Raw genomic sequence first — 20,931 nt, 5'->3', positions numbered from 1 at the left:
ACAATAGCAACTTTTTCCACTCCACGAAACCGGGGTAAGCTCATAGATTAGCCATGACACAGCATGAAACCACGACATCGCAGGCCCCTAGCCGCGATGAACTTTTTGCCGCATTAGACAACGTCACCATCGCCGAGGCCCGCAGCTTCCGCCGCCGCCTATCGAAGGCACGCGCCCCCAAGGCCCTGCGCGAAGTCGGCCAGGATATCCAGGCCGCCGCAGATCGCCTCGCGCTTGTCGATGCCGCCGTTCCCCCACTCACCTACCCCGATTCCCTGCCGGTCAGCGGCCGCAAGGACGATATTGCCGCCGCGATTGAAGAAAACCAGGTAGTCATCATTGCCGGTGAAACCGGTTCTGGTAAGACCACGCAGATCCCCAAGATCTGCCTCGACATCGGCCGAGGCCGCCGCGGACTCATCGGCCACACCCAGCCGCGCCGCATCGCCGCGCGGACCGTCGCCGAGCGCATCGCCTCCGAGCTCGACCAAGACATTGGGGAGTCGGTGGGCTACGCCATCCGCTTCGATGACCAGGTCTCTGATACCACCGCCGTAAAACTCATGACGGACGGCATCCTGCTAGCGGAAATGCAGCGCGATCGCTTCCTTAATAAGTACGACACCATCATTATCGATGAGGCACACGAGCGCTCTTTGAATATCGACTTCCTCTTGGGGTATCTCAAGCGGTTGCTTCCCAAGCGGCCCGATCTCAAAGTGATCATCACCTCCGCGACGATCGATCCGGAAAGTTTTGCCGAGCACTTCGCCCAGCCCGATGGCACGCCTGCGCCCATCATCGAGGTATCCGGGCGCACCTATCCGGTAGAAATTCGCTACCGCCCCCTCGAATTCGAGGCCGGTGGAAAGCTGGTGGATCAAGATCCGCTCGATGGCTTAACTGAGGCCATCGAGGAGCTCATGGCAGAAGGCGACGGCGATATCCTCTGCTTTTTCCCAGGCGAGCGCGATATCCGCGATGCTATGGAAGCAATCGAGGCCAAGAAGTGGAAAAACGTGAAGGTCGCTCCCCTCTTCGGGCGCCTGTCCAACCAGGAACAGCACCGCGTATTTAGCAATCACCGCGGAAGGCGCATCGTTTTGGCCACCAATATCGCCGAAACCTCGCTGACCGTGCCCGGAATCCGCTACGTCGTGGATACCGGCACCGCGCGCATCTCGCGCTATTCCACGCGGACCAAGGTGCAGCGCCTACCTATCGAGCCCATTTCGCAGGCCTCTGCCAATCAGCGCTCGGGTAGGTGCGGCCGCGTCGCCGATGGCATCGCTATCCGCCTCTACAGCGAGCAAGACTTTCAAAGCCGACCAGAGTTTACTGATCCGGAAATCCTGCGCACCAACCTGGCCAGCGTCATTTTGCAGATGGTCTCGCTCAAGCTCGGCGATATCGAGAAATTCCCCTTCCTCCAGCCACCCGAGTTCAAGGCCATTCGCGATGGCCTCAACCTCCTCCACGAGCTCGGTGCCCTCCAAGACAAGCACGAGAAACCGGCGCTGACCGAAACCGGCCGCAATTTGGCCCGCATCCCACTCGATCCCCGCATGGCACGCATGCTTATCGAGGCCCATACCAACGGCTGCCTCCACGATGTCATCGTCATCGTTGCCGCCATGACCATCCAAGACGTGCGCGAACGCCCGCTGGAGTACCAAGCGCAAGCTGATCAAGCGCACGCGCGCTTTAAGGACAAGACCTCTGACTTTTTGTCCATGCTGAAGTTGTGGGATTACATCAAACAGACCCGCAATGAGCAATCAGGCAATAAATTCCGCAAGCGCATGAAGCAGGAGTTTCTCCACTACATGCGCATCCGCGAGTGGTTCGACCTGGTCCGCCAGCTCAAAGACGTCTCCAAGCAGCTGGGGTGGGATTACCAAGAAGGCACCGAACGCCGCTCCGACGATATTCACATCGCGCTGCTATCTGGCCTGCTTTCCAATATTGGCGCCCGCGACGGCAATTCCAAGGAGTTCCACGGCGCGCGCAATACCCGTTTCCTCGTCTTTCCAGGTTCCGCCTTGGCCAAAAAGCCACCCGAGTTCCTCATGGCGGCGGAGCTCGTCGAAACCTCTCGGCTTTGGGCACGCGACGTTGCCGCTATCGATCCGGCCTGGGTGGAAAAACTCGGTGCGGACCTGCTCAAACACAACTATTCCGATCCCACGTGGTCCCGCAAGCGCGCGGCCGCCATCGCACACCAGAAGTCCACGCTCTACGGCGTGCCCATCGTCGCGGATCGCACCGTGCCCTATCACCGCGTGGATCCCGTCGCGGCGCGCGATATGTTCATCCGCAATGCGCTTATCGCCGGCGAGTGGAACGCGCACCACGACTTCCTCAAGGCAAACGCGCAGGCCCTTGATGAAGCGGCCGAATACGAGGAAAAGGCCCGCCGCCGCGGCCTTATCGTGGATGAGGATACCCTCTTCGATTTCTATGACCAGCGCATTCCCGCCAAGGTCACCACGGGCCGCCATTTCGATTCCTGGTGGAAGAAAAAGCGCCGCCAGGAACCCGATCTGCTGAATTTCGACCCAGCCACGCTTGTCGATGACTCCCACGACGTAACCGAAGTCTCCTTCCCAGATCACTGGCGCAAAGGCTCCATCGATTACGAGCTGACTTATAAATTCGAACCCGGCGACCCGCTCGATGGCGTCACCGTCATGGTCCCCGTTCCCATGCTTGCCGGCCTCGATACCGAAGGCTTCGATTGGCTCGTTCCCGGCCTGCGATTCGAGCTCGTCAACGAGCTTATTCGTTCCCTTCCCAAGGCCCTGCGGCGCACCGTCGTGCCCGCCCCGGAATTTGCCGAGCGCGCCATGGACCGGCTCATTCCCTTCGAAGGCCCCCTTACCCAGCAGCTTGCCGATGTCCTGCGCGAGCTCGGCGGGCACGGCATCAACGCCTCCGACTTCCAACCGGACAAGTTGCCGGATCATTTGCGGATGAACTACGCGGCCATCGACAAGCGTGGCACCATCATCGACTCCGATAGGGACCTTGCCGCCCTGCGCGAGCGCCAGGCCGGGCACATCAAATCGTCCGTCTCTCAAGTTAGCCGCACCGCCGAATCCACCGCAGTCAGCGAGTGGACCGACGATACCCTGGGCACCGTTGACGAGACCGTCACCACCACCGTTGACGGCCACGAAGTCACCGCCTACCCAGCGCTGGTGGCCACCAAAGACGGCGTGGAGCTTAAGGTTCACCCCACCAAGGCGGCTGCCGATGCCGCCATGGTCACCACCACCCTCACGCTCTTGATGCGCGAAATTTCCGTCTCGACCGCGCAAATGGTCAAGGGGCTGCCCTTGCAACAGCGCGTCGCCGTGGACTCTTATCCGCATGGCGGCGCCGACGGCCTGGTCAATGACGCCCGCGTCGCGGCGATCCGCGACCTCATGCTCGAAGCTGGCGGCCCCGTGCGCTCGCCAGAGGCGTTTACCGAGCTCAAGGATTCCGTGAAACCGCAGGTCCCCGGCCGCGTGCGACAATCAATCGTCTCGATCGCGCCTGGCTTGGCTGAGTACTCCAACCTCCGCGCCGAGCTTTCCCAGTGGGATGGTCCCGCCATCGACGATATGGAAAAGCAACTTAATTTCCTTCTTCCGCCAAATGCCATCACCGTGCACGGAGCCGCGCACCTGCGCCACCTTCCCCGCTACATCCAGGCAATGCGCATCCGCCTAGAGGACATGTCGCTCGATCCGGATCGCGATGCGGACCGCCAAGCGGAGGTCGATAATGCCAAGGCCTACCTAGCGAACCGCCTCCGAAACCTCCCCGCGGGCCGCGAAAAGACCCGCGAGGTCAAGGACATCCACTGGATGATTGAGGAATTGCGGGTCTCGCTCTTTGCCCAACGCCTCGGCACGGCCCACGCAGTATCCCTGCGGAGGATTCAAAAAGCGGTGGATAAGCTGCGCTAGTCTCCCCAACGTCTCGGTCCCGCCGCCGGCCGACGACCCCGGCTCCCCGCCACGGACGCCCAGCCTGCTGGCTGGCCGTCCGGTCTGCTGGCTGGCCGCCCGTCCGGCCGTCCCTAAGCTAGAAATCCGCTTACTCGGCCGCCGGCGGCGCGAACCTTGGTCAGCCCCTTAGAGAAACCATGCACACAAAAGGCCAGTTAAGACCGCTTCGAGCCTGCGCAGGAACGGTTGTATAACTGCTGAGAAATCGTCCTACACTGCGCAGCTTAAAGGTCTCCGCGATCGCGCCGCCGCATCAAACGAATCTCCGATTCAAAGTCATCCGCGCTCTCGAATGATTTATACACCGAGGCAAAGCGCAGATATGCAACCTCGTCTAGGTCACGCAGCGGCTCAAGGATCGCTAGCCCGATTTCGTTGGCATTCACCTGCGAGGACCCGTGCCCCCGCACTGTTTCCTCAACCTCTTGGGCCAACTTTTTTAAGGCATCATCGCTAACGTCGCGACCCTGGCACGCGCGTCTAACGCCCCGAATGAGTTTATCCCGACTAAATGGCTCAGCGAGGCCATTTCTCTTTACAACCAGCAGTACGGCCTTTTCCACAGTGGTGAAGCGCCCCTTGCAGGAAGCACACTCCCGCCGGCGCCGTATCGATGCGCCAGCATCAACCACGCGCGAGTCAATAACGCGGGATTGTTCGTTATGGCAAAACGGGCAGTACACACTAGTCCTTTCGCTAATTTAGCTTCTTGGTTTAGTTTACCTCCCAAGGCCAAGCCAAAACCTGGCACCATTGCGTCAGACTCCTCCTTCTCGCGTGCCTGTCTCCGTGAAGCAAGCGGGCCTATATCCGGCCGGGAAGACGAGTTGCTGTCTAACAAGGCCCGTAGCATATAACCCTGAAGTGCCTGCTTTAGTGGCCTGCTTTAGTGCACGCAGCACTACTGGCCGATCGCTGCTTCTACTTGTTGTACCGAAGCACCAGGTTCGGTCGGCGTTTCAGCGCTCGTACCCATCAGCCCGCCGGCAACCGTGCCGAAAAATACGGCAGCGCCAAATACTGCACCAAGGAGGTAATTCTTTCGCGAACTATGCGCATCGTCTTCTTTCATCGGCCTGTTCGCGAAATCAGGTAAGGAACTTTCATCAGGCCACGTATTCGAATAATCTTCAAAGTTCGTTCGATACACGGAATTTAAGGTCCTGATTTTCCCTTTTTCGAAAGGAGAATGCTGCGCGCCCCAGCGTTGATCATCAATATCCCAAATAGCGGCTGAAGGGACGATCTGTGGACGTACCGCGCGCTGTTTACCCATTTTATTGCGAGAGTTAAGTAGTTGAGACATTGCTTTCCTTTCGACGACCGCCGTAAGTCTAAAGCGGCCCCTTGACACAAGAAGAGCCCAATGTCGCTCCTGTGTTCGAGATTATTTCTATGTTCGATTTATAGCACCCCTTCGAAAACATGTCTAGTTTTTCGCGTAAATCTCGAACGCTTGTACTTTTCGTGCTACAAATGAGTTATGGCACGCAGGTGTCACCCTGCCCCTTTTCAAGCTACGAACGCAGAACCTCAGACCCCCTAGCTAGGAGCCGCACATGGGCCGCAAGAAAGCAAGCACCGCAAAGAACGATTACGCCTCCCTTTCGGAAAGGCAACGCCGCATCCTTAATGTCATCAGCGATGCGGTGATGCTCCGCGGTTACCCGCCCAGCATCCGCGAAATTGGTGACGCCGCCGGCCTGCAATCCACCTCGTCCGTGGCCTATCAGCTCAAGCAGCTTGAGGAAAAGGGCTTCCTGCGCCGCGATCCCAATAAGCCCCGCGCGGTCGACGTACGCCACCTCAACACTGACGACGCCGAAAAGAAGCCGGGCCGCAAGTCTAAGGACGTCCCCGATACCTCCGCCCACGGCCCTGAAGAGTCTGCCGCAGTAGCTTATATTCCCGTCGTTGGCCGCATCGCCGCCGGTGCACCAATCACCGCAGAGGAAAATATCGACACGTATTTCCCCATGCCGGACGAGGTCGTCGGCGGAGGCGAGCTCTATATGCTGCAGGTCGTGGGCGATTCCATGCAAGATGCCGGCATCCTCAACGGCGACTGGGTCATCATCCGGTCGCAATCGGTGGCTGAGGAAGGCGAGTTTGTCGCCGCACTTCTCGATGGCTCCGAGGCCACCGTCAAGGAATTCCACCGCGATTCCTCTGGCGTATGGCTCCTTCCGCACAACGATGCCTATCCGCCCATCAACGGCGATGATGCGGAAATTATGGGCAAGGTAGTATCCGTCTTCCGCAAACTCTAGGCCTCGGCAAGCTATTTTTACCAAGCGCACGCGAGTTTTCTCCTGCGGTTGTTGTCGCCACCGGCACTCTGCGCCCGCTTTCTTGAAACCCGCTCTTTGCACTTCGTGCGCTGCGCTGTTCCCCCTGCTTGGGAGCAGGGCTGTACGAGTTTTAACGCATTCCACGCCTTTCTGCCTCGCAATCGCGCCCCAAAAAGCCAACTTAAATTCGCGGGGTCTATTGAGAAAGCACCCCCGAAATAACGGATCCGTAAGTTAAGCGCTACTAGGGTTGGCTTCCAACTAGGACAAATAAAGGCGACTGACCTGCGGCTTTTATCCCAAACCAGACAACAGCGCACACCTTAATTTTTGTTTTCGTCCGATTACCGCCGAATTTTGACACAATGGAGGAAGAAATCCCACATCATATAGCTTTCACCGCGCACCTGCATACGCAAATGGAGTAACCGCCCGGCCGAAGGCGAGGAGCAAGGAGGGTCTGTGTACGCAGAGGAGCGACGCCGCCAGATCGCGTCCCAAACTGCTGTCGAGGGTCGCGTTAACGTCACCGATTTATCGGAGCGTTTCGATGTGACTGCCGAAACCATCCGCCGCGACCTAGCTGTGCTGGATAGAGAGGGCGTTGTCCACCGCGTGCACGGCGGCGCCGTTGCTTCGCAAGCCTTCCAAACCGCGGAGCTCACGCTCGATACCCGTCAGCGATCCGCATCGGGGGCCAAGGCCGCCATCGCGCATGCCGCGCTCGATTTCCTTCCCCCTGGCGGCGGCAGCATTTTTTTGGACGCCGGCACCACCATCAATACCTTTGCCGAGCTCATCAGCCAGCAATACCCGCAAGCGCAGTTCAATATCGTCTCCAATAGCCTGCCCATTGCGCTGTCCCTCGCCAATAGCGGCGTCCCCGATGTTCAGCTCCTCGGCGGAACCGTACGCGCAATCACTCAGGCCGTCGTCGGCGATACCGCCTTGCGCACCATGGCGCTCATGCGTGCCGATGTCGCCTTTATCGGCACCAATGCCCTGACCCTCGATCACGGCTTGTCGACGGCCGATTCCCAAGAAGCAGCCATCAAATCCGCCTTCGTCACGAATGCCCACAAGGTCGTGGTCATGTGCGATTCCAGCAAATTGGGCAACGACTACCTGGTGAGCTTCGCTTCCATTGCCGATATCGATGTCGTCATCACTGATTCCGGCGCGCCGGAATCCTTCGTCGATGCTCTCCGCGAGCGCGAGATCGACGTCGTCCTAGCCAGCGAATAGCTCCAGGCCGCACACGACTTCGCCCTCCCTGCCTCGGCGCCGAGGTGGGGAGGGCGAAGCTTTATGCCGCTAGTTGAATTTTTCTATCTGCTCCATCGCCGCGGCACGGGCGGCGGAGGGGCCTTCGGAATTGAGGGCGGCATCGGCAAGCTGCTGGCACTGGTCGAAGGTCAACTCGGCTAATTGGGCACCGACGCCGGCGACTGCGGTGGACGCAGCCGACAAGGAGTTGACGCCAAGGCCGGTCAATACGCAGGCCAGTAGCGGATCGGCCGCGGCCTCACCGCAGACGCCAACTGGGACGTTGTATTCGTGTCCAGCGATGCAGGTGTGCTGGATCAGACGAAGCACGGCCGGCTGCCACGGATCGGTGAGGTAAGCAAGCTGTGGCGACAAGCGGTCAGCGGCCATCGTGTACTGGGTGAGATCGTTGGTGCCGATGGATACGAAGTCCAAGTGCGGCATGATCTTATCCGCCATCAGCGCAGCCGCGGGAACTTCAATCATTGCGCCCGCGGTCAGGCCGCGCTCCCGGCACAGCTCCGCAAACCACTGGGCCTCCTTCGAGGTCGCCACCATCGGTGCCATGACCCAGGTCTCGGCAGCTTCGCCGCGGGACTCCGCAGCCTGTGCGATGGCATCCAACTGGCGAGTCAAGAGGGACTCATTATCGCGGGCAATGCGCAGGCCGCGCACGCCCAATGCCGGGTTCTCCTCAGAGGACAGCGTGGCATAAGAAATCGGTTTATCGGAACCAGCATCTAAGGTGCGCACCACGACCTTGGAATCGGGGTAGGCGTTGAAGACCTTTCTGTAAATCTTTGCTTGCTCGTCAACGGAAGGCTCCTCGCTAGCGGATAGGAACGACAGCTCCGTGCGGTAGAGGCCAATCCCCTCTGCCTGCGAGTCGGAGGCGATGCGGGCGGCGTTGCCATCGGCCACGTTGGCCAAAAGCTGCACGCGGTGGCCGTCCTTGGTTTGCGCTGGTCCAGTCCATTCGGCAACGCGGGCGGCGCGCTCGCGATATTCTTCGACCGCCTTGGTGGATTCTGCCTCGTCCGCGCCCAGCGTCACGGTTCCAAGCGCACCGTCGACGAAGACGAGCGTGCCGCTTTCAATCTCGCGCAGCTTGTTTCCCACGGCAACGATGCACGGAATATCGAGCTGGCGAGCGATGATCGCGGTGTGGCTGGTGGGCCCGCCCAGCTCGGTGACGAGTGCGCGGATATGCGCGGTATCCAGGGTGGCGGTATCGGCAGGCGCGAGGTCATCGGCAAAAAGTACCGCTTGGCCTTCCACCATGGGCAAACCGGGCTCCTGCTCGCCGCGCAGCTGGGCGATGACGCGGTCGCGCACGTCCTTCAGATCGGTGGTGCGCTCAGCCATAACGCCGCCGGCCGCCTCAAACATGGTGACGAACTTGTCCGTGGCTCCCACCGTGGCGAACTCGGCATTCTTGCCGGAGCGGATGTTCTTGCGCACGGCCTTGTGCCAGCCGCGGTCCTTGACCATGCCGGCGGTTGCGGTCAGCACTTCCGAGGCTTGGCCCTCCGCGGCTGCGGCGCGGTTTTCCAAGCGGCTGGCAACGATATCGACTGCCTCGAGGAAGCGATCGTATTCGGCTTCGCTGCTGGCCTCTTGGTCAATACTTCCTTCAGTAGGCAGGTCCGGGCGGGGGCGGACCCATACGGCTTCTGCATAGGCGACTCCAGCGACAACGCCGGTTCCTTTAACAGTGGACTGAAGCGTATTTTCCATGGCGATACTTCCTTCGAAGATAGCGGCTTATTTATTTCCAGATCATCACAAATCCAACAGAAATGCAATGTATACCACACGGTTTCTATTGACTTTCCAACACAATCGGGCAAGAATAAACATTAATGGCGGGCTTAAGCGCGTGTTCCAACCGGACCGATTGCGTGTGGCCCCCAATATACGCACTCTGCGAAAGGGATAAGTTCTCGATGATCCTCACGCTCACCCCAAACCCAAGCATCGACGCCACCCTGGCGCTCAATCAGCCTTTGACCTCAGGCGATGTTCACCGCGCCGCCAGTGTTACCCAGGTTGCGGGCGGTAAAGGCGTCAACGTCGCCCACGCGGTTCACCTCGCCGGGAAAGAAACCCTAGCCCTCTTCCCCGCCCGCGCGGCCGATCCGTTCATCAACCTCATCCACGACGTCGACCTCCCCTACGCCCACGTGGACATGGATGGCGGTGTGCGCGTCAATACCACCATCACCGAGCCAGATGGCACGACCACCAAGGTCAATGGCCCTGGCCCGCTGCTTTCCGATGCCACCCAAAACCACCTCATCGCCACCCTTACCCGCCACGCCCAATCCGCCGATTGGGTAGCCCTTGCCGGATCGCTTCCCAAGGGTGTTGACGCCGGGTGGTATACCGACCTCATCAAGGAAATCCGCACTGCCGCCCCGCAGGCGCGCATCGCCGTCGATACCTCCGATGCCCCGATGAAGGCCATCGCCGAGCAGCTCGATTCCGCAGCCCCGGATCTCATCAAACCCAACGGCTTCGAACTGGGGCAGCTCACCGGTCAGGATGGCCTCGCCCTCGAGCGCGCCGCTGCGGCCGGAGACTATAGCCCGGTCGTGGAGGCTGCTAGAGATGTCGTGAAGCGCAGCATCAAGGAAGTGCTTGTCACCCTCGGCGGCGCCGGCGCCGTGCTGGTAAACGCAGACGGCGCATGGGCTGCCACCCCGCCTCCTGCCACGGTGAAATCCACGGTCGGCGCGGGTGATGCCGCGTTGGCCGGATACCTATTAGGGCGCACGCAGGGGAAAGGACCGGCAGATTCCCTTGCGCTCTCGGTGGCTTATGGCACCGCTGCGGCCGCAAAACCGGGCACCCAATTCCCCCACCCCGAAGAACTCGATACCGCCCACACCTCCATCTCCGCTCTATAGCTAAAGGAGCCTTCCATCATGGCATCCGATCTCATCACTACCGAACTGGTAGCGCTCGACGCCGACTTCGGCGATAGCGTCGATTCCGTAATCACCAACCTCGCCACCTTGGTGCACGATACCGGGCGCGCAACCGAGGTCGAAGGCCTCGCCCAGCCCGCCATCGACCGCGAAGCCAAGGCCGGCACCGGTGTGCCAGGCGGCGTGGCCATCCCCCACTGCCGTTCCGAGGCCGTCACCGAGCCGACGTTGGCTTTCGCTCGCCTGTCCCGCGGCGTGGATTTTTCCGGCCCCGACGGCGATGCCCAGTTAGTCTTTCTCATTGCCGCACCTGCTGGCGGCGGCAAGGCCCACCTGCAGATTCTTTCCAAGCTCGCCCGCGCTCTCGTGCGCAAGGACTTCCTAGAGGCCCTGCGCACCGCGACGACGAAGGAAGAAATCGTCAAGGAAATCCTCGCCGTCGTCAACGCGGAAAAAGCGAAGAAGAAAAAGCAGGACAACGCGGAGGCTGCTGCAGGTGGGGCAGCGGAAGCGGCATCGGAAAGCGCGGGAGACTCGGCACAAGCTACCCGCATCGTTGCCATCACGGCCTGCCCGACCGGCATCGCGCACACCTACATGGCTGCCGATGCCCTCACCCAGACCGCCGGCGAGCGCGACGACGTCGATCTCACCGTCGAAACCCAGGGCTCGTCCAATAATGAATCGGTCTCGCAGTCCACCATCGATGCTGCCGATGCCGTCATCTTTGCCACGGACGTCGGCGTGCGCGACCGCGAGCGCTTCGCGGGCAAACCCGTCATCGAATCCGGCGTCAAGCGCGCCATCAACGAGCCCGGCAAGATGCTCGATGAAGCCATTGCGGCGGCAAAGAACCCGAACGCCCGCAAGGTCTCTGGCACGGCCTCATCTTCCTCCGCCGAAGAAGAGGGCCAGTCGCTGGGTTGGGGCAAGCGCATCCAACAGGCGATTATGACCGGTGTGTCCTACATGGTGCCGTTCGTTGCCGCCGGCGGCCTGCTGCTCGCCCTCGGATTCCTCTTCGGTGGCGCCGATATGGCCAATGGCTGGCAGGCACTTTCCACCAATTACTCCCTGTCCAACCTGCCGGGCAATGACATCATCGTCGACGGCGAGACGATGTCGTTCGAGCATTCCGGCTACTCGCTTTATATAGGCGCAGTGCTCTTTGCCATCGGCCAGGCCGCAATGGGCTTTATTGTCGCCGCACTTTCTGGCTATATCGCCTACGCCCTGGCCGGGCGCCCGGGTATTGCGCCGGGCTTCGTCGGCGGTGCTATCGCTGTAACGCTCGACGCGGGCTTTATCGGGGGCTTGGTGACCGGTTTGTTGGCCGGCTTTATCGCCCTGTGGATTGGCAATTGGAAGGTCCCGCGCTGGCTCGGTTCCCTCATGCCGGTGGTCATCATTCCGCTTTTGACCTCCCTGGTCGTTGGCCTGGCGATGTACCTGTTGCTGGGCGCCCCACTGGCCGCGCTGATGGAGGGCCTGCAAAATTGGCTGTCTTCCATGTCTGGGTCTTCTGCCGTAGTGCTCGGCATCATCTTGGGCCTGATGATGTGCGTCGACCTGGGTGGCCCGGTCAACAAGGCCGCCTATCTCTTTGCCACCGCGGGCTTGTCCACTGGCGATGTAGCCTCCATGCAAATCATGGCCGCGGTCATGGCCGCCGGCATGGTTCCGCCCATCGCACTGTCCTTGGCAACCTTCATTCGCAAGTCACTGTTTACTCCTGCTGAGCAGGAAAACGGTAAGTCCGCCTGGCTGCTCGGCCTGTCCTTCGTCTCCGAAGGCGCCATTCCGTTCGCCGCGGCCGATCCGTTCCGCGTCATCCCTTCTATGATGGCCGGTGGTGCCGTGACGGGTGCTATCTCCATGGCGCTGTCGGTCGAGTCCCGTGCCCCGCACGGTGGTGTCTTCGTCGCCTTCGCTATCGATCCGTTCTGGGCTTACCTGGTCGCAATCCTTGCCGGCGTGGCGGTATCCACCGTCGCAGTCTTGGCCATGAAGCAATTCTGTCCAAATAAAACCGTCCAGCAAGCTGCTCAAAAGGCTGCTCCAGAGTCCAAGACCAGTTCCCAGAACGTGGCGGCATAAACCAAACACTCGTACACTGGATCACGATAAATTAACCACAGAAAGGATAAATTCCATGGCTTCCAAGACTGTAAAGGTCGGCTCCTCCGTAGGACTGCACGCACGTCCTGCCTCCATCATTGCTGACGCTGCCGGCGAATTCGACGAGGACATTTTCCTGAACCTTGTTGGTGAAGATGACGATAACGAAACCGACGCCGCTTCTTCCCTGATGATCATGGCCCTCGGTGCTGAGCAGGGCGACGAGGTCACCGTTACCTCTGACAACGAAGAAGCCGTTGAGAAGATCGCCGGCCTCATCGAGCAGGATCTTGATGCTTCCTAAACGCTGCTGCTCATAACTAGCGTTTAAGCACGATTCGTACGCTCCTCGCCTTGATGGCGGGGAGCTTTTGCGATCCGCAGGCAGTTCTTCGCTACCCCTGTGAGCAGATTTAACTCGTTAGTGCAGCACTCAATTGCGGCCATCGGTCGTCGGCCGGTCGTTTCCGTTAGGGCTTCCGGGAGGCGTGGCCCAGGGAGGAAGCCAACGAACCTTTCCTTGTATTCGGGCCAATCGCCCGCGCCGCGGTGGCGCCTTCGGGTCATCGTCGTTAACGCCGTTGTGGTACGGGCAGCAGGTAGCGAGATTAGCGGCATTGGTATTGCCACCGTGCTGCCAGCTTTCTAGGTGGTGGATCTGGCACTCATCCGCAGGATAGTTGCACTTTTCCCAGGGACATACGGGATTGACTGCGGCAGCCATCAACCGCTGCTTCGCGTTGGCGAACCGGGACGTGCGGTACAAATTGACCGGTCCCTCAACGGGATGCACAAGCGTGATGTATCCGTGATCGCTTAAAACCCGGCTCACGAGGTCGGCACCGCTGATTCGCGAGCCATTGGTGAGCTGCAGGGTTATTTCCTCGCCATCGCCGTCAACGATGCGATCGAGCTCGTCCAAGGTGATGACCACCTGCGTGCTCGCAGTGGTGCGCGCCCCAGACTTCCCTCCGAAGAAGATGGATTTAACGGACTCCAGTGGGCGCTCGTTATCAAGAGCAGAGTGCATATCGGCGACATCGGAGGATTCCCCGGTAATGGTCAACGACCACGGTCCGCGCGGCCGGCGGGTAATGCGCACTCCTTTCTTGGGAGTGCGGGGCGGTTGGAGCTCCCGCAACATGGCGCGCGCCCGTTTGCGCAAGGCCGTGGCGCTGCCGCGAAATTTACACAACTCGGAGCGCACGGCCCAGGCATCGCGCTGGGTGCGAGCGCGCAGTGCGAATTTCTCGATCAGGGTGAGCACGTCTAGTGGGTGCGTCGTCGAGCGGGCCGTGCGTTGCTTGGCGCTAAAGGCACTGCGGCCAAAATAGATATCGCAAAGCTGCACCACATCGCGCGCGGCGACGTCGCTGGCACCGCGCTCCACCAAGTCGCGCTCGCTTAAGCCCTGGGCGGCGGCGATGATGTCCATCCCCTGGCCCAGCGCGGATAAGTAACGGTCGAGTGCGTTCATGCCGCCTAGTACAGCGCAGAACCCGGCGCAGCCGCGACCGCACGCACGAAGGCCTGTGGATTAGGCTGCAAACCGTACCGCTACGGCCCTATTTCGCGGCGGGTTCAACAAAGTTATCCACAGAATTTAGTATTTAGCGTCGTGGCCTTCGCCCACGGTTTCGTACAGCTTCCGCATGATCGGATAGGCAACGATGATGCCGACCGAGCCCCAGGCGATGCCCTCCAAGCTCACCCCGCCCACGGTCAGCGTCAGGTTGCCGATGCCCGCGATCAAGGCCACCGCGGCCGCGGTCAGGTTCACCGGGTTATTGAAGTTGACCTCATTATCCATCCAGATGCGCACGCCCAGCATGCCGATAAGGCCATAGAGCACGAGGGTTGCCCCACCGAGCACGCCGGTAGGGATGGTGAAGATCAGCGCGCCGAACTTCGGGACGAAGGCCAGCAAGATGGCGGTGAGGGCGGCGACCCAATAAGCGGCGGTGGAATAAACGCGCGTGGCGGCCATGACGCCAATATTCTCGGCATAGGTGGTGGTACCGGAGCCGCCGAAGCCGCCGGCGAGGGAGGAAGCGAGGCCATCGGCAATCAGCGCATCGCCGGCAAGATCGTCTAAGTCGCGGTTGGTCATCTCGGAGACAGCCTTAACGCGCCCGACGTTTTCCGCAATCAGCACCACGAGCACCGGCAGGGCCACGGCGATGGCCGAAAGATGGAACTCAGGGGCATGGAATTCGGGCAGTCCTACCCACGGGGCGGCATCGATGGCGGCCTTGGCATCCTCGCCCAAGTTGCCGGTCAGGGCGGCGAAAATCCAGCCGACGACCACTCCGATGAGGATGGACAGGCGCGATACCATGCCGCGCCCGGCCACAGTGGCCAAGAGGATGACCAGCAGCGTAATGCCTGCTACCAACGGCTGGCTGGCGAAGTTTTCGGCCGCATTCGGCGCCAAGTTGAGCCCGATGAGCGCGACGATGGCGCCGGTAACCGCCGGTGGCATCACAGCATCGAGCACCCGCCTGCCAGCAGCCTTGACCACGAAACCGACCGCCACCAGCACCAAACCGGTCACCAGAATGGATCCGGCCTGCGCCGCAATCCCGTATTGCTGCGAGGCGGTCAGCGGAGCGATGAAAGCAAACGACGAGCCCAAGTAGGACGGCAGACGATTGCGCGTAATCAGCAAGAAGAGGATGGTGCCGATGCCAGAAAATAGCAGCGTGGTATTGACCGGAAATCCGGTCAGGGTGGGCACCAACAGCGTGGCACCAAACATCGCCACCACATGCTGCATGCCGATGCCAATGGTTCGGCCCCAACTTAGTCGTTCCTCGGGCGCGACCACGGCGCCTGGTGCAATCTTCTTACCGTCGCCGTGGACGGTCCAACCTAGTATGCTCACGAACCACCATTATGGGCCATGGAGCACGAATTTTAGGAATCTTCCTCCACGATGAATTCGGCGAGCTCGCGGGCGGTGGTGGCGGGCAGGCGGACATCGACAAGCGTGCCATTTTCGGTATATTCCTCGCTGCGCACGGTGCCCTCGGCGTGCACGCGGGAGACGACATCGCCGCGGGTGAAGGGAACCTGCAGCTTAACGTGGCTATCGCGGGAGTTGAGGAAGAGCTCCACGCGCGCGCTCAGCTCGTCGATGCCCTCCCCCGTGCGCGCCGAAACATAGACGACGTCCTCATGATCCAGGACGTGGCGCAGCTCCGCGAGCACGAGCGGATCGGCCTGGTCGATCTTGTTGATCACGATGATTTCCGGCGGGGCCTGCTCACCAGTCTCGCTGACGATATCGTAGATGACTTTATTGACCGCCTCGATTTGCTTGAGCGGGAACGGGTCCGATCCGTCGACGACGTGCAGCATGATATCGGCGGCGAGCACCTCTTCCAGGGTGGATTTGAAGGCCTCCACCAGCTGGGTGGGCAGGTGGCGGACGAAGCCGACGGTATCGGTGAAGACGACCTGGCGGCCATCGGCAAGCGAGGCGCGGCGCGTGGTGGGATCCAAGGTGGCAAAAAGCGCGTCTTCAACAAGCACGCCCGCGTTCGTCATGGCATTAATGAGCGAAGATTTGCCGGCGTTGGTGTAGCCTGCGATGGCGATCTGAGCGATCGTGGAGGACTGGCGCCGAGAGCGCTTGACCTCGCGGGCGGTTTTCATCCCGCGCAATTCCTTGCGCAGGCGCGCCATCTCGGTGCGGATGCGCCGGCGGTCGGTTTCGATCTTGGTTTCACCGGGACCGCGCAGGCCCACGCCGCCATTAGAACCGGCGCGGCCACCGGCCTGGCGCGAAAGGTTGCCACCCCAACCGCGGGTGTGGGTATAGAGGTATTCCAGCTGTGCTAGCGAGACCTGCGCCTTGCCTTCCTTGGACTTTGCGTGCTGGGCAAAGATGTCCAAGATGAGCATGGTGCGGTCGATGACCTTGGTATTTAGCGCCCGCTCGAGCGCCGTGAGCTGGCCGGGGTTTAGCTCACCATCGCAGACGACGGTATCGGCCCCAGTGGCCTCGACGATATCGTGGAGCTCTTTGACCTTGCCCGAGCCGATGAAGGTGCCCGGGTCGGGTTTATCGCGCTTTTGGTAGATCATTTCGACTACGTCGGCGCCGGCGGTCTCGGTTAGGGCCGCCAGCTCATCCATCGTGGCTTCGACCTCCGCTACGGTGCCTTCGGTCCACACCCCCACGAGGATAACGCGCTCGAGGCGCAGTTTTCGGTATTCCACCTCGTAGCCATCGGTGGTGTCCTCGGCGCGGATGGAGGTCTCGCGGGTAACGCGGCGGAAGGCGTTGCGCTCGGCCAAATCTAAATCGCCGCTGGTCGGCGTGGTTTCCTGCGTGGTATCCGCGTGGTCGCGGAAGGCCTGGGCGAGAAGTTCATCCTTGCTCGCGGAGCTATCAGAATTCTGCGGGGAAAATTTGTTCATATTGCTATCTATTTTGGCACGTTAGGCGGCAAAACGGGAATTGCGGTTTCCGGGCATACTGGACAAAGCGATACAATGGTGGCTATGGAAACGACGCAGCCTAGGCCAACGACTACTACCCAGAAAAAGAATACCGAGATGCAGGCGATCGGCCTAGATTTCGAACGCTGGCAGGACGCGGTCGAGGCAGCCATCGCCACGGACCGCCTTGCCGTTACCGGCGAGGTCCGCGGCGGCCAGCTCATCCAATACGGTGACCCCTCGGGCGCCCAGCTTAATATCTTGGCGGTAGAGCCCTACGCCACCTTTATCGGCTTCGACGCGGTCACGCAGGGTTTTGCCCACATGGAGATGTTCAATGACGTTCTAGCGATCATGGACATCATCGATCCGTTCGGCACGCCGCTGGCCCAGGTCACGGCGAACCTCGCGCAGGGGCCACTGTTGGCAGAAGAACCGCGGCAGGAATGGCAGCAGGTATCGCTGACCGCCATGGGCCTTGATATCTCCACCTACGAGTCCCCGGCTGCCTACGAGGCCGAAAACGGCGAATACCCCGCCCTCTTTGAATCCGAGGGCGCCCGCGTCATCGCCTCTGGCTCCGGCGCACAGGCCCCCACGCCGGCGGCTACCTTCGCCGCCCGAGTGATGGAAGCCGAGTGGCGCACCAATGAACTCACCGGCGAAAAGTTCGCGCACCTCGTCATGGACGGGCTTTTCCCCTTCGATCTCTGCCTGCCGGCGGACCGTGGCGAATTGCCGGCCAAGGATTCCGTGATCTCCGGTACGGCCCTGCTCACCGCCGCTATTGACATGCCGTCCGGCGGCTGCGGCGATGGCGGATGCGGTTGTGGATCCGGCGGTTGCGGCTGCGGCGGACACTAGATTTTTAGGCCATGCCTTTCCTTAGCGATCCGCAAAACCGGAGGATACTTGTCTTTATCCTCCTGGTCCTTTGCGCGATCGCGATTGTTGCCACGCTAAAACTGCCCGGCCTCATCATCGCCGCCATGCTGGTGGGCGCGGGGTGGTTTATGCTGCGCACGCGCCCCGATACCGCGGAACGGAGGGCCCTGCGCAGCTCCATCTCGCTTTCGGCGGACGATATCCAGGACGTCATCGCCGAATTCGAGGAATTCGAAACGTCCACGGAGGCGGAGCCACTGGCGGATCGCACGCTGTACCGGCCGGCGCTGCTCGACCTCGACTGCTCCCACCCCGCCATAGATGCGTTCCACTACGAATTAGCCGGGGCGCGCCGCTTCCTCCGCCGCCTCAATATCAGAATCCACGCCCACGGCATGCGCACGCAGGAGTTAGAATCACTCCTCCGCGTCACCGATGAGCGCGCCCGCGAGCTGAAAGAATCGTGGCTGGCGGCCCGCCGCGCGGCCTTCCGGCTCGGCCCGGATTACCGCACGCGCCAGATCGACGACGGAAACTAACGCCTCTACAGGCTCGTTTCGCCCGTAGCAACGATGGCGGAGGGGCCCGTCAAGCGCGTACCGCCGTCATAGGCCTCAACGGTGACCTCGCCGCCAGGAACGTGGACGTGGACGGTGCCGAGGGCTTGGGCGGCATCGGCAAGCGCGGCGGTAGCTGCCGCGACCGTGCCCGTGCCACAAGACTGCGTCTCCCCAACCCCGCGCTCGAAGACGCGCATATGCACCTGCCCCTCCCGCAGCGGGGTCACCAGCTCAAAGTTGACCCCACCCGGGAAGAAGGATTCATCATAGACCGGCGCCGTGAGTTCCTTGGCGGCCAAAGCTGCTGGCTCCAAGCCCGGAATGACGGCCGCGAGGTGCGGGTTGCCCATATCCACCCTGAGTCCGGCGTAGGACTCACCGCCCACGGACGCGGTAGACACCCCGGTCACGCGCGCGGGCCCCATCTCCACGGTGACGCTAGCGGCAGTGGCATCGCAGGAATGCACCGTTACTTGCTTGGCGCCCGCCCGGGTGCCGATGGTGAATGCGTCCTCGCTAACCAAGTCGTGCGAGCGCAGCCAGTGGGCAAAGACGCGGGTGCCATTGCCGCACATTTCCGCCACGGACCCATCGGCGTTGCGGTAATCCATAAACCAGTCGGCGGAATCCACCCCGTCCGGAAGTGCCGCCAACTCGCCCGCGTCCACGAGGGCGCCGGCGCGCACAACGCGCAACAGGCCATCGCCGCCGATGCCCGCCCGGCGGTCACACAGCGCCGCCACGCGATCCGGTGCGAGCGGCATTTTGGCGTCGAAGTCTTCTACGATGACGAAGTCATTTTCAGTTCCATGGCCTTTGGCAAATTTCATGCCTTCTACCCTAGCGCCGAAGCGCGTGCAAAGCCTCGGCGGTAGTATCGCCCGCGGCATCGAGCCAGGTAATGCGCTTATCGCGGTTGAACCAGGAACGCTGGCGGCGCACGTACCGGCGGGTGCCAGTAATCGTGCGTTCTACCGCATCCTCCCACGTCAGTTCGCCGCGCTGGGCTTGTAGCACCTGCGCATAGCCAATCGCGCGGCCCGCGGTGGAATCGGCCACAAGCCCCTTATCCTGCAGGCGCTCTACTTCTTCGACGAGGCCTTGCTCAAACATGAGGCGCGTGCGCTTTTCGATGCGCGGGTTCAACCACTCGCTGTCTGTGCGCAGCCCCAGCAGCTTGGTTCCCCACCGAGGCGGGCCATTCTTCGGCGGCTGGCTGGCCTTAAAGGGCTTGCCGGTCAGCTCGATGACCTCGAGCGCCCGGACGGTGCGCCGGGGGTCTTTGTCCTCAATGATGGCGGCCGCGGCCGGATCGACGCGCGCCAGCTCGGCGTGGAGTGCGTCGGTTCCGATATCGGCGCGGCGGGCCTCGTATTTGGCACGGACCTGCGGATCGGTGGGCGGGAATTGCCAATCATCCACCAATGCCTGAGCATAGAGCATGGATCCGCCGACGAGGATGGGCGTCTTACCGCGGGACATGATGTCCTCGATATCGCGCAAGGCCGCCTGCTGATAGCGCGCCACGGAGGCGGTTTCCGTCACGTCCCAGACATCGAGCTGGTGGTGCGGAATGCCTTCGCGCTCTGCGGGGGAAAGCTTTGCGGTGCCGATATCCATGCCGCGGTATAGCTGCATGGAATCGACATTGACCACTTCCCCACCCAGTTCATGGGCTAGGGCCAGCCCGAGCGCAGATTTGCCGGAGGCGGTGGGGCCAACTACTGCGATGGGGCGCATATTACCTCCCAACCAGCCACGTAGCGGCCTACTCCGAGGGTGGCATCCGTCGCCCGCACCTGCGCGCGCTTGGGCGTGCAGCCAGCAAGCTCCAACCAGAGCTCCGGCTCTTCCACGCCACGTTGCTGAAGCCACTCGGCATTGCTGCTTGCCGATGCCCCCATCAGCACCTCCTCGCACCACCGGTGCGCCTCCTGCGCGCCGGGGATAAGGGCCAGCGGTGCCCTCTCGGTAAGACCTGCGCTGCCGTCTGCGACCACGACGCTCAGGACCTTAGGGTCTGGCGCGCCCAGGCGATCGCGGCTATCGCGGACCGTTATCTGTGGGACCGTGGATAAGACGTAGTGGGCCATGATCTCTGGCAGGTAGCTTCCGGCGCCCACGTGCACTTGGTCGGCCCCCCAGGCGCGCAGGCTTCCGGTGTGGCTAGTATGCCACCGTGGGGAGCGGGATCCGATAATTTCTGCCTCGTTAATGCCGGCGGCAGCGGCTTCAACCGCCAAGGTGCGCGCCGCCGCGAGCAGTGCCCGCGAGGCGGCGTCGTTGGGAGCTAGCTCGACTGCCAGCGCCGGCGAGGCGGGCATAACCATGAGATTGAACATTATTCCTCCATACTATCTACCCAAGAGGAGGTAATTAAATAGATTCTAGGCACACAGCGATTTTTCGCGGTAATGTAACCAGTGATTTCATCCGG

17 protein-coding genes are annotated in these 20,931 nt (G+C 61.4%); 8 read left to right on the top strand and 9 right to left on the bottom strand.

What is annotated here, in order from left to right:
- Positions 1–53 precede the first annotated feature (53 nt).
- Positions 54–3,956, top strand: a complete 3,903-nt coding sequence (gene hrpA, locus QP891_RS01025) for an ATP-dependent RNA helicase HrpA (RefSeq protein ID WP_284769662.1) — start codon at positions 54–56, stop codon at positions 3,954–3,956.
- 266 nt (positions 3,957–4,222) lie between these two features.
- Here the strand turns inward: hrpA and nrdR are convergent, their stop codons facing one another.
- Both nrdR and QP891_RS01015 read right to left on the bottom strand, forming a co-directional pair.
- On the bottom strand, positions 4,223–4,681 hold the full coding sequence (nrdR, locus tag QP891_RS01020; RefSeq protein WP_023017363.1) for a transcriptional regulator NrdR: 459 nt from the start codon (positions 4,679–4,681) through the stop codon (positions 4,223–4,225).
- A 218-nt stretch (positions 4,682–4,899) separates the two neighbouring features.
- The gene (locus QP891_RS01015) at positions 4,900–5,304 is read right to left on the bottom strand and encodes a hypothetical protein (protein ID WP_284769661.1); all 405 of its coding nucleotides are present in this window, start codon (positions 5,302–5,304) and stop codon (positions 4,900–4,902) included.
- Positions 5,305–5,557: 253 nt separating this feature from the next.
- Between QP891_RS01015 and lexA the strand changes: the two genes are divergently transcribed.
- Entirely contained in the window at positions 5,558–6,268 is a 711-nt protein-coding gene (gene lexA, locus QP891_RS01010) for a transcriptional repressor LexA (protein WP_284769660.1), read from the top strand.
- Between the two features lie 483 nt (positions 6,269–6,751).
- Complete coding sequence (gene sugR, locus QP891_RS01005) at positions 6,752–7,534, top strand: transcriptional regulator SugR (RefSeq protein ID WP_023022711.1); 783 nt, start codon at positions 6,752–6,754, stop codon at positions 7,532–7,534.
- A gap of 69 nt (positions 7,535–7,603) precedes the next feature.
- Here the strand turns inward: sugR and ptsP are convergent, their stop codons facing one another.
- The gene (ptsP, locus tag QP891_RS01000) at positions 7,604–9,292 is read right to left on the bottom strand and encodes a phosphoenolpyruvate--protein phosphotransferase (protein WP_284769659.1); all 1,689 of its coding nucleotides are present in this window, start codon (positions 9,290–9,292) and stop codon (positions 7,604–7,606) included.
- A 209-nt stretch (positions 9,293–9,501) separates the two neighbouring features.
- Here ptsP and QP891_RS00995 point away from each other — a divergent pair, with 209 nt between their 5' ends.
- The 3 genes from QP891_RS00995 to QP891_RS00985 are packed head-to-tail and all read left to right on the top strand — an operon-like array spanning position 9,502 to position 12,907.
- Positions 9,502–10,464: a 1-phosphofructokinase family hexose kinase gene (locus QP891_RS00995; RefSeq protein WP_284769658.1), complete on the top strand. Its 963-nt coding sequence runs from the start codon at positions 9,502–9,504 to the stop codon at positions 10,462–10,464.
- An 18-nt stretch (positions 10,465–10,482) separates the two neighbouring features.
- Entirely contained in the window at positions 10,483–12,582 is a 2,100-nt protein-coding gene (locus tag QP891_RS00990; protein WP_284805805.1) for a PTS fructose transporter subunit IIABC, read from the top strand.
- Positions 12,583–12,637: 55 nt separating this feature from the next.
- On the top strand, positions 12,638–12,907 hold the full coding sequence (locus tag QP891_RS00985) for an HPr family phosphocarrier protein (protein WP_023022720.1): 270 nt from the start codon (positions 12,638–12,640) through the stop codon (positions 12,905–12,907).
- A gap of 129 nt (positions 12,908–13,036) precedes the next feature.
- On the opposite strand, the gene QP891_RS00980 is transcribed toward QP891_RS00985, so the two are convergent.
- The 3 genes from QP891_RS00980 to hflX form a co-directional block, all read right to left on the bottom strand.
- Positions 13,037–14,080: an HNH endonuclease signature motif containing protein gene (locus QP891_RS00980; protein WP_284769656.1), complete on the bottom strand. Its 1,044-nt coding sequence runs from the start codon at positions 14,078–14,080 to the stop codon at positions 13,037–13,039.
- Positions 14,081–14,206: 126 nt separating this feature from the next.
- A complete protein-coding gene (locus tag QP891_RS00975; RefSeq protein WP_284769655.1) occupies positions 14,207–15,487 on the bottom strand; it encodes a uracil-xanthine permease family protein in 1,281 nt (426 codons plus the stop codon).
- Between the two features lie 32 nt (positions 15,488–15,519).
- Positions 15,520–17,028: a GTPase HflX gene (gene hflX / locus QP891_RS00970; RefSeq protein ID WP_284769654.1), complete on the bottom strand. Its 1,509-nt coding sequence runs from the start codon at positions 17,026–17,028 to the stop codon at positions 15,520–15,522.
- Positions 17,029–17,103: 75 nt separating this feature from the next.
- Between hflX and QP891_RS00965 the strand changes: the two genes are divergently transcribed.
- Both QP891_RS00965 and QP891_RS00960 read left to right on the top strand, forming a co-directional pair.
- Positions 17,104–17,913 (top strand): hypothetical protein, encoded by an 810-nt coding sequence (locus tag QP891_RS00965; protein WP_284769653.1) that lies wholly within the window; start codon positions 17,104–17,106, stop codon positions 17,911–17,913.
- A gap of 11 nt (positions 17,914–17,924) precedes the next feature.
- Positions 17,925–18,473: a hypothetical protein gene (locus QP891_RS00960; RefSeq protein ID WP_284769652.1), complete on the top strand. Its 549-nt coding sequence runs from the start codon at positions 17,925–17,927 to the stop codon at positions 18,471–18,473.
- Between the two features lie 5 nt (positions 18,474–18,478).
- Here QP891_RS00960 and dapF read toward each other — a convergent pair whose 3' ends face one another.
- From dapF to QP891_RS00945, 3 genes are read right to left on the bottom strand one after another with little or no spacing between them, the layout of a single operon-like run.
- Positions 18,479–19,324, bottom strand: a complete 846-nt coding sequence (gene dapF / locus QP891_RS00955; protein WP_284769651.1) for a diaminopimelate epimerase — start codon at positions 19,322–19,324, stop codon at positions 18,479–18,481.
- A 10-nt stretch (positions 19,325–19,334) separates the two neighbouring features.
- Positions 19,335–20,234, bottom strand: a complete 900-nt coding sequence (gene miaA / locus QP891_RS00950; RefSeq protein ID WP_284769650.1) for a tRNA (adenosine(37)-N6)-dimethylallyltransferase MiaA — start codon at positions 20,232–20,234, stop codon at positions 19,335–19,337.
- Complete coding sequence (locus tag QP891_RS00945; protein ID WP_284769649.1) at positions 20,216–20,836, bottom strand: protein-L-isoaspartate O-methyltransferase family protein; 621 nt, start codon at positions 20,834–20,836, stop codon at positions 20,216–20,218. Before QP891_RS00945 ends, miaA begins: the two co-directional genes overlap by 19 nt.
- Between the last annotated feature and the right edge of the window lie 95 nt (positions 20,837–20,931).

Origin of the sequence: Corynebacterium sp. MSK310 (assembly GCF_030227355.1) — a bacterium.
Classification (GTDB): domain Bacteria; phylum Actinomycetota; class Actinomycetes; order Mycobacteriales; family Mycobacteriaceae; genus Corynebacterium; species Corynebacterium rhinophilum.
The sequence above is the reverse complement of the archived record's forward strand: the minus strand, read 5'-3'. Positions and strand labels throughout refer to the sequence as shown.

Excerpts from the sequence above, each read along its gene's own strand:
- hrpA (WP_284769662.1), top strand. The coding sequence starts at position 54 with ATGACACAGCATGAAACCACGACATCGCAGGCCCCTAGCCGCGATGAA.
- QP891_RS01015 (WP_284769661.1), bottom strand. The coding sequence starts at position 5,304 with ATGTCTCAACTACTTAACTCTCGCAATAAAATGGGTAAACAGCGCGCG.
- lexA (WP_284769660.1), top strand. The coding sequence starts at position 5,558 with ATGGGCCGCAAGAAAGCAAGCACCGCAAAGAACGATTACGCCTCCCTT.
- ptsP (WP_284769659.1), bottom strand. The coding sequence starts at position 9,292 with ATGGAAAATACGCTTCAGTCCACTGTTAAAGGAACCGGCGTTGTCGCT.
- QP891_RS00995 (WP_284769658.1), top strand. The coding sequence starts at position 9,502 with ATGATCCTCACGCTCACCCCAAACCCAAGCATCGACGCCACCCTGGCG.
- QP891_RS00990 (WP_284805805.1), top strand. The coding sequence starts at position 10,483 with ATGGCATCCGATCTCATCACTACCGAACTGGTAGCGCTCGACGCCGAC.
- QP891_RS00985 (WP_023022720.1), top strand. The coding sequence starts at position 12,638 with ATGGCTTCCAAGACTGTAAAGGTCGGCTCCTCCGTAGGACTGCACGCA.
- QP891_RS00980 (WP_284769656.1), bottom strand. The coding sequence starts at position 14,080 with ATGAACGCACTCGACCGTTACTTATCCGCGCTGGGCCAGGGGATGGAC.
- hflX (WP_284769654.1), bottom strand. The coding sequence starts at position 17,028 with ATGAACAAATTTTCCCCGCAGAATTCTGATAGCTCCGCGAGCAAGGAT.
- QP891_RS00965 (WP_284769653.1), top strand. The coding sequence starts at position 17,104 with ATGGTGGCTATGGAAACGACGCAGCCTAGGCCAACGACTACTACCCAG.
- QP891_RS00960 (WP_284769652.1), top strand. The coding sequence starts at position 17,925 with ATGCCTTTCCTTAGCGATCCGCAAAACCGGAGGATACTTGTCTTTATC.
- dapF (WP_284769651.1), bottom strand. The coding sequence starts at position 19,324 with ATGAAATTTGCCAAAGGCCATGGAACTGAAAATGACTTCGTCATCGTA.
- miaA (WP_284769650.1), bottom strand. The coding sequence starts at position 20,234 with ATGCGCCCCATCGCAGTAGTTGGCCCCACCGCCTCCGGCAAATCTGCG.
- QP891_RS00945 (WP_284769649.1), bottom strand. The coding sequence starts at position 20,836 with ATGTTCAATCTCATGGTTATGCCCGCCTCGCCGGCGCTGGCAGTCGAG.